Source organism: Butyricimonas sp. RTP31003st1_G1_RTP31003_210430 (genome assembly GCF_040920905.1).
Lineage (GTDB): Bacteria > Bacteroidota > Bacteroidia > Bacteroidales > Marinifilaceae > Butyricimonas > Butyricimonas paravirosa.
The window spans coordinates 1-7,496 of the sequence record NZ_JBCOSQ010000032.1 but is presented as its reverse complement, the minus strand read 5'-3'; the positions used below and the strand labels follow the sequence as shown (position 1 = coordinate 7,496).

8 protein-coding genes are annotated in these 7,496 nt (G+C 45.5%); 4 read left to right on the top strand and 4 right to left on the bottom strand.

What is annotated here, in order from left to right:
• A partial coding sequence (locus tag AB5542_RS11275) for a UDP-N-acetylmuramoyl-tripeptide--D-alanyl-D-alanine ligase (RefSeq protein ID WP_368243063.1) occupies window positions 1-971 on the bottom strand: 971 nt, incomplete at its 3' end.
• A 96-nt stretch (window positions 972-1,067) separates the two neighbouring features.
• On the opposite strand from AB5542_RS11275, the gene ispF reads away from it, so the two are divergent.
• A complete protein-coding gene (ispF, locus tag AB5542_RS11270; protein WP_087421297.1) occupies window positions 1,068-1,547 on the top strand; it encodes a 2-C-methyl-D-erythritol 2,4-cyclodiphosphate synthase in 480 nt (159 codons plus the stop codon).
• Window positions 1,548-1,695: 148 nt separating this feature from the next.
• Here the strand turns inward: ispF and AB5542_RS11265 are convergent, their stop codons facing one another.
• From AB5542_RS11265 to AB5542_RS11255, 3 genes are all read right to left on the bottom strand, one after another.
• Complete coding sequence (locus tag AB5542_RS11265) at window positions 1,696-2,718, bottom strand: META domain-containing protein (protein ID WP_279037653.1); 1,023 nt, start codon at window positions 2,716-2,718, stop codon at window positions 1,696-1,698.
• Window positions 2,719-2,822: 104 nt separating this feature from the next.
• Window positions 2,823-4,337, bottom strand: a complete 1,515-nt coding sequence (locus AB5542_RS11260) for a GH3 auxin-responsive promoter family protein (protein WP_279037656.1) — start codon at window positions 4,335-4,337, stop codon at window positions 2,823-2,825.
• An 89-nt stretch (window positions 4,338-4,426) separates the two neighbouring features.
• Window positions 4,427-5,032, bottom strand: a complete 606-nt coding sequence (locus AB5542_RS11255; RefSeq protein WP_270543578.1) for a ribonuclease HII — start codon at window positions 5,030-5,032, stop codon at window positions 4,427-4,429.
• 183 nt (window positions 5,033-5,215) lie between these two features.
• On the opposite strand from AB5542_RS11255, the gene AB5542_RS11250 reads away from it, so the two are divergent.
• The 3 genes from AB5542_RS11250 to AB5542_RS11240 all read left to right on the top strand — a co-directional run.
• Complete coding sequence (locus AB5542_RS11250) at window positions 5,216-5,749, top strand: DUF4268 domain-containing protein (RefSeq protein WP_229128213.1); 534 nt, start codon at window positions 5,216-5,218, stop codon at window positions 5,747-5,749.
• 15 nt (window positions 5,750-5,764) lie between these two features.
• Complete coding sequence (locus AB5542_RS11245; protein ID WP_124315787.1) at window positions 5,765-6,868, top strand: pyridoxal phosphate-dependent aminotransferase; 1,104 nt, start codon at window positions 5,765-5,767, stop codon at window positions 6,866-6,868.
• 284 nt (window positions 6,869-7,152) lie between these two features.
• The coding region (locus tag AB5542_RS11240) for an AAA family ATPase (RefSeq protein ID WP_368243062.1) at window positions 7,153-7,496 on the top strand (344 nt) is incomplete at its 3' end.

The following is a 7,496-nucleotide window of genomic DNA, read 5'->3' as shown; positions in this document are numbered from 1 at the left end:
CTGCTCGGGTTAGCGTTGTAGGCATCCAGGATGATCGTGTTGTGTTCCGTTTTCAGTAGTTGCGAGCGAAGGTTAGAGGGAGTGTAAGCTTCGATGGCGGCCTGTATTTGTAAAGGATCGATATTGAAATATGTTCCAACCGTGGTGGCTGCCATGGCGTTGTCGAAGTTATATCCCCCGATGAGTTTCGTCCGGATGTATAGTTGTCCGTGATGGGTTTTCAAGGCATACACGAGGTAAGGGGTGGTCTGAACGACTTCCCCGTTCGTGAAATGTCCGTCGATGCCGTAGGTGTATCTTTTTTGGTCTTCCGATAGTTGGCACAACAATTTATCTTCCCCGTTCACGAATAAAATTCCCGATTTCTCCTTCACGGATTCGTAAAGGGCTCTTTTGGTTTGGGTGATATTTTCGTAACTCCCGAATCCTTCCAAGTGGGCGTACCCGATGTTCGTGATGATACCGTAGTCCGGTTCAACAATCTTACATAATTCTTTTATTTCCCCCGGATGGTTGGCCCCCATTTCCACGATACCGAATTCCGTGGAGGCGTCCATGCTTAACAGGGTGAGGGGTACACCGATATGGTTGTTTAAATTGCCTTTCGTGGCAACGGTATTATATTTTTTGGAAAGAACGGCGTGACATAATTCTTTCGTGGTGGTTTTGCCGTTTGTCCCGGTGATTCCCAAGATGGGGATGTTCAATTTCCGGCGGTGGTGGTTGGCTAGTTGTTGCAGGAATCGCAGGGTGTCGGGAACGAGTACGCATTGGGGAGCCGTGTTGTAGGCGGCCTCATCAATAACGACGTGTTTCGCTCCTTGGGCCACGGCTTTCTCTGCAAAGGTGTTACCGTTGTGATTTTCACCCTTTAAGGCAATGAATATATCTCCTGTTTTTACCTCTCGGGAGTCTGTTGTAATCCGGCTACCTGCCAGAAAAGAATTATATATTGATTCAAGCTCTTTCATCTTTTCATAATATCCGATCAGAGTGACAAATTTATAAAAATAAATGAACCATGAACGGTTTTTTCATTAATATTGCAGGATAATAATATTATTACAATGAAAATAAAAACAGGTATAGGGATCGATGTCCATCGGCTGGAGCCGGGACTGGACTTTTGGTTAGGAGGGATTAAACTGGAACATGAAAAAGGGTGCGTGGCTCATTCGGATGGGGATGTGTTGATTCACGCGATATGTGATGCACTTTTGGGTGCTGCCGGGCTGGATGATATTGGGGTATATTTCCCGGATACGGACCCCGCTTACAAGGGTATTGATAGTAAAATTCTGTTGAAGAAGGTGATCGATATGATTGAGAACAAGGGATTTGCTATTGGTAATATTGATTGCGTGATATGCCTGCAAAGGCCGAAAATTAAAATGCGGACCTTGGAGATGCGGGAGTGTTTGTCTGAAATTATGGGGATTGATGTAGATGAGATAACCATCAAGGCTACCACGACGGAGAAACTGGGCTTTGAGGGGAGAGAAGAGGGGGTTTCGGCTTACGTGACGGTGCTGATTATTAAGTTATAAAGTTTGTAAGGTTCATAAAGTTTATAAAGTGACGGGTGTCCTTCGGACAATACTTACGGCAGCTCAAGCTACCGCAGACAAAGCGCCCCGAAGGGGTCCAAGGACCTTATAAACTTTATGAACCTTATAAACTTTACGAACTCATTTCCTACTTCTTTTCATGTAGTTTCAATACTTTTCCGTCGGGGAGGGTTAATTCGGCTTCTTTCCCTTTTCCCATCAGGCTTACTTGATCGTTTTTGTACATGAAACCGGAAGCCATGCGTTGCTGTGGTAGCTCGTAGGTCTGGTCGTCAAGTGTTACGACTGCCAGTTCTTCCGCGGGGTAGAAGGTTACTTCTACTTGGTATAGCATTTTGGTTTTACCGTCACCGCCTTGGAATACCACGTTAATCACGCTTTCTGGGGTTTCGGTGTATAATGTTTCACCGCGTTGTTCGATGATCCATTGTCCGTTTACTTGTCTTACGTTATAGGTGTCGTCATCTTCCACGTTCCATGCATAACCGCCTTTCGGTAGTTCACGTCTGTTCAGTAGAGGGTGGTTTTCCATGTTGGGAATAAATACTTCGGCTAACGTGGAATCGGTGGAGAACACGATGAAGGTGGAAAGCGTTGCTTGCGGATCGTTAGCCGGGTTCATGCGAACACCGGATTCGAACAAGCGGATACAGTCTTTTCTAGCTTCAGACCAGGTGTATCCTGCCGCACCGTTGCATCCGTGGGCGTCGTTTGCGACACCAATTACTTTTTCTTCTGTTTTAGGCACGAAAACAAGAGTTTGTTTCCGGTCTTTATCCGTTAATTTCAATTCTTTGTTTTTAACGCTGTACGAGGTCATGGCAGCCAAAGTCTGAATGTATTCATGCTCGAATTGGAGATCCGGACAAGCCATCATGGTACTTCCACCCGGTTCTAACTTGATGGTGTTACCTTCCGTGGAGTATCTTCCGAAAAATCGGTTACACCCGGAGAATCCGTACATCGTGTTGGTGTCGGTCAGCATGAGGGTGGGTACTCGTTGCGGAAGAGTGGTTTTCCCCTTTGTGGTGGTCATCTCTTTCAGTTGCCATTCGTTGGCAGTCAGTTGCGCTTTGTCTCCGCTGTTACTTTTACAGCCGGAGAAGCCAAGCGTCACGGCGATCATCATTAAAATAGTTGTTTTTCTCATATGTGTGTGAATTTTTTACAAAGATACGGGCTAAAACAAGAAAAAGTTTATAATTATTATAAACTTTTTCTTGTTTTGTCGGCGAGGGATTCATTATCTGAATCTTATCCTTGATTCATTTTTAGTAATTCATCGATGTGCGTGCGGTCATTCCACAATTGCGGTACTTTATTCTGTCCGCCAAGTTTTCCTTTTTCTTTCAGCCAGTCATTGAAGAGGTTCGGACGGGCTACATGGAGAATCAGACGCTGAAGTGACATATCTTTATAGCGTTTCGCCTCGTAGTCGGAATTTACTTTTTTCAGTTCCGTATCAAGGATATTGGCAAAGTTTTCCAAGTCCGCGGGGGGAGTTCCGTATTCGATAATCCATTCGTGGGCTCCTTTTTTACCATCCTCCATGAATACCGGGGCAGCCGTGAATGCCATCACTGTGGCTCCGGTTTTTTCGCAGGTCTGTTTTAGGGCCTCGATGGCGTTGTCGATAATTAATTCTTCTCCGAAAGCGTTGATAAATAACTTTGTGCGTCCCGTGATTTTGAATTTGTAAGGACGGGTAGAGGTGAACATAATCGTATCCCCGATCATGTAGCGCCATAATCCACCATTCGTGGAAATAACAAGAGCGTAGTTCACCCCGGTTTCTACTTCTTCCAATAGAAGAGCCCGGGGATGCGGTTTAGTCAGTTCGCTGATCGGAACAAATTCATAGTAAACGCCATAGTCCAGCATTAACAGCATGGACGAGTCGCCGGGATCATCCTGTAATCCGAAGAAACCTTCCGATGCGTTGTAGGTTTCCATGTATTTCATTTTCGGGTCGGGCAACAGGCGTTTGTAGTGTTCCCGGTAGGGGGTGAAGTTTATGCCACCGTGAATGAATAGTTCCAAGTTGGGCCATACTTCGTGAAGGTTGCTTTTTCCCGTGCGTTCCAGAATCCGGTTGATGAGCGTGAGGAACCAAGAGGGTACCCCCGCGAGACTGCGTACATCTTCTTTGATTGTGGTGTCGCATATCTTTTCAATTTTTTCTTCCCATTCGCTCATGAGCATGATCGATTGGTCGGGGGTCTTCATCATGTTGGCCCAGAACGGGGTGTTGGAGATTAATATGGCGGACAAGTCTCCGTAACGGCAGTTGTTGTTTGTCTTGGATATTTCGCTACTTCCCCCTAGAGCCAAGGTCTTCCCGTTGAATACTTGTGCATCCGGGTATAGTTTATTGAAAATGGAGATAACATCCTTACCGCCTCGGAAATGGCAGCTTTCCAAAGATTCTTTGCTGACCGGGATAAACTTGCTTTTTGCCGCTGTTGTGCCTGACGATTTGGCAAACCACGTGATGGGTTCCGGCCATAACAGGTTTTGCTCGCCGTTCATTAATCGCTCTGAATAAGGGGCCAGCTCTTCGTAGTGAATGATGGGCAGGCGTTCCCGGTATTGTTCTGCCGTCAAAATAGAGTCGAAATCATATTTCAGTCCGTACTCCGTGTCAGCGGCTCTGCGAAGTAATTCAACCAACGTGTCTCGTTGCACCTGAATCGGGTTTTCTTTGAAGAAATCGATTTGTGCCAACCTTTTGGTCGAGAACATGGATATGATGGAATTGATTACGGGCATAGGGTTAAGTTAAAAGTTAAAAACTAAAAGTTAAAAATTAAAAGTTTACCTCTATTGAGGGGTAACAACTATCGTACCATTTGTTATTTTTAGTGATCGAAATCTAGTTTTAGTTGCGGGTCGAGCAACGTGAAACTTTGTCGATGATAAGGGGTAACTCCATGGAGCAAAATGCCTTCCCGGTGTTTTTTGGTCGGGTAGCCTTTGTTGCTGATCCAGTCGTAAACGGGGTACTCTTCATGCAATTTTTTCATGTATTCGTCCCGGTGTGTTTTGGCCAAAATGGAGGCTGCCGCGATAGCCATGTATTTCCCGTCCCCTTTTACGATGCAATGGTGTTCGATGTTCCGGTAGGGTTTGAACCGGTTGCCGTCAATCAGAATATGTTCCGGGGTGACACTTAGTTGTGCCAATGCCCGATGCATCCCTTCGATGGAGGCGTTGAGGATGTTGATTTTGTCGATTTCGTTATTATCCACGCTGGCCACGGCCCACGCGAGGGCTTCCCGTTCAATGATCGTGCGCAATTCATCCCGTTTCTTTTCAGAGAGTTGTTTCGAGTCGTTAAGCATTTCGTTGGAAAAGTCTTCAGGAAGGATTACCGCTGCCGCGAAAACCGGTCCTGCCAGACATCCCCTCCCGGCCTCGTCACATCCGGCCTCGATTTTATCTTGATAGTATTTTAATGTCAACATAAATAATGGGTTTATAAAGTTCATAAAGTTCATAAGGTCTAAAGTGACGGGTGTCCTTCGGACGGTGTTTAACGGCAACTTGGACTATCGTGGACCAAACGCCCGCAAGGGTCCATTGACTTTATAAACTTTATAGACCTTATGGACTTTATGAACCTTAAACTTTATCACTCCCGCAAATATATGAAATACTTTGCAATTTTTGTTATATTTGCGGGGTTGTCCCTGCATACTAATTTTAATTTATCAGAGGTGTTCACGAAAGAAGAGGCAAAAGAGATTCGGGTGAAATTCTGGGAAGGTTTCAAGCGCTATTGCAAGCGGAAACATATTTACCGGAAATGGGTACTCACGGGGGTGAAGATACGATCCACTCAGTTGAAATTTTACGCGGACCGGGAGAAGGCTCTCGTGTTATTCCAAATAGACCATAAAAATGAGTTACGTCGGTTCGAGGTGTACGAATGTATGTTATCTTACCAGACGTTATTTCGGGCCGAGTGCGGTGACGAGTTGAAGTGGGAAGAGGAGTATACCGGGATCGAGGGGCAGGAGATCAGCGCGATTTATTTCGAGTTGCGGGGGGTAAACCTTTACCGGGTGGAGGATCACGAGCGGATATACGCTTTCTTTGCCGAGAAGATGCCTTTGCTGGAAGACCTTTATTACGAATACAGGGATTTGATTAACGAACGATTGAAACAGAACGATAATTAAAAACGCTGGATTGCGATGAAAATAAATAAGAGTGGGGCCGCTCTTTCCCGTATCGTGCAAATCGGGGAGACGCTGAAAGAACTTTCCCAGAAGAGTGGGAAAGAGTATTTGCCCTTGAACCGGGGTGTGAATCAAGTGGTAAATATCGACTTGACAGAAGTCGTGAAATCGATAAACTTTAATTCTCCGGAGATACAGGTGTACCCGCATGGAGCCGGGCGTCCGGACTTACGAGCGGCAATTAACGAGGAGTTTTTTGCCGGAAAGTCTTCGCCGGATAATATATTAATTACGGCAGGGGGAATGCATGCCCTTGATCTCGTGGCACAGACCGTGAATATCGGAAAGTTATTCCTGCCCTCGTATTATTGGGGATGTTATTTCAAAATGCTCAAGATTCGTTCAGTGGAGAGCGAAGGATATGACAGTCAATCGGATTTACTCCCGATGATCGATCGTTTGCGGGGAAATGCCGTGTTAATTAGTGATCCGAGTAACCCGCTGGGAGACAAACATGATGACGAGGAACAATTGAATATTATTCGGGCGTTGAATGATGCCGGGGTGGTGATTTTTTATGATTGTCCCTATCGTCGGTTGTTTATGGATGCTTCGGATGATTACTACACGCGTCTGATGAATCTGGATAACGTGATTATCACGGAAAGTTTTAGCAAGTCGGTCGGGTTGAGTGGCCAGCGACTTGGGTTTATCCACACGTGTAACAAAGAGTTGCATGATGAGTTGGAGGTGAGGGTGATGTATAACACGAACGGGATTAACGGTTTTGCACAGGAACTCGTGTTACGCTTGCTGACAACGCCGGAAGGGAAAAAGGCCGTGACGGCATTTAAAGAGCGTACTACCCGGGATATAGCTTTGAATATCGAGTATTTGCGGGCGAGAGGCTTGCTGGCGGAAGAATTTTATCATGGAACCACGCCACGAGGCATTTTCGTGATCGTGAATCGTGGTGAGGAGGAGTTGCTGGAACACTATATCGGTGCCGTATCACTTTCTTTCTTCACGAAAACCCGGCAGGAGTACGCGAAGAATTATTCCCGTATCTGTGTTTCAGTGCCTCATGATAAGTTGGTGAAATACTTTGAAACGATTTGATCATTGCTGCCTTGTCATTACCCTAGGGTATGGCTAGGGATGGGCTAGGACAAATACCAAACAATTACATCACAGGAATACGGCAAGTACATGGAAGATTGTTCTTGCTATGTTCATGCTGTGAAGATGCTATGTTTTGCCCTAGTCTATCGATAGACTAGGGGATAATCACGGGCGAACAAATGGGCTAGATACTCTGGATGGGGCTTATAAACTTTATGAACCATGAACTTTATAAATAAGTTTTTCGTAACTTTGCCTAAATAAAAGTAAAGAGAACGTTCATGAATCAAATATTATCCCTTCCTCGCAAGATGCCTATCGGCATACAGAGTTTCGAATACATTCGTCAAAATGACTTCGTGTATGTCGATAAAACAGAGTTTGTCTATCGTCTTGCGACTATGGGGAAGCCCTATTTCCTCAGCCGCCCTCGGCGCTTTGGTAAAAGTTTGTTGCTTTCCACGATGGAGGCCTATTTCCTAGGCAAACGAGAACTTTTCAAGGGGCTTGCCATTGAGCGGTTGGAAACAGAATGGAACGTCCACGCTGTGCTACACCTAGACCTGAATGCTGAGAAATACGATTCGCCCGATCGATTGCATGATATGTTGGAGCGGCAGTTACT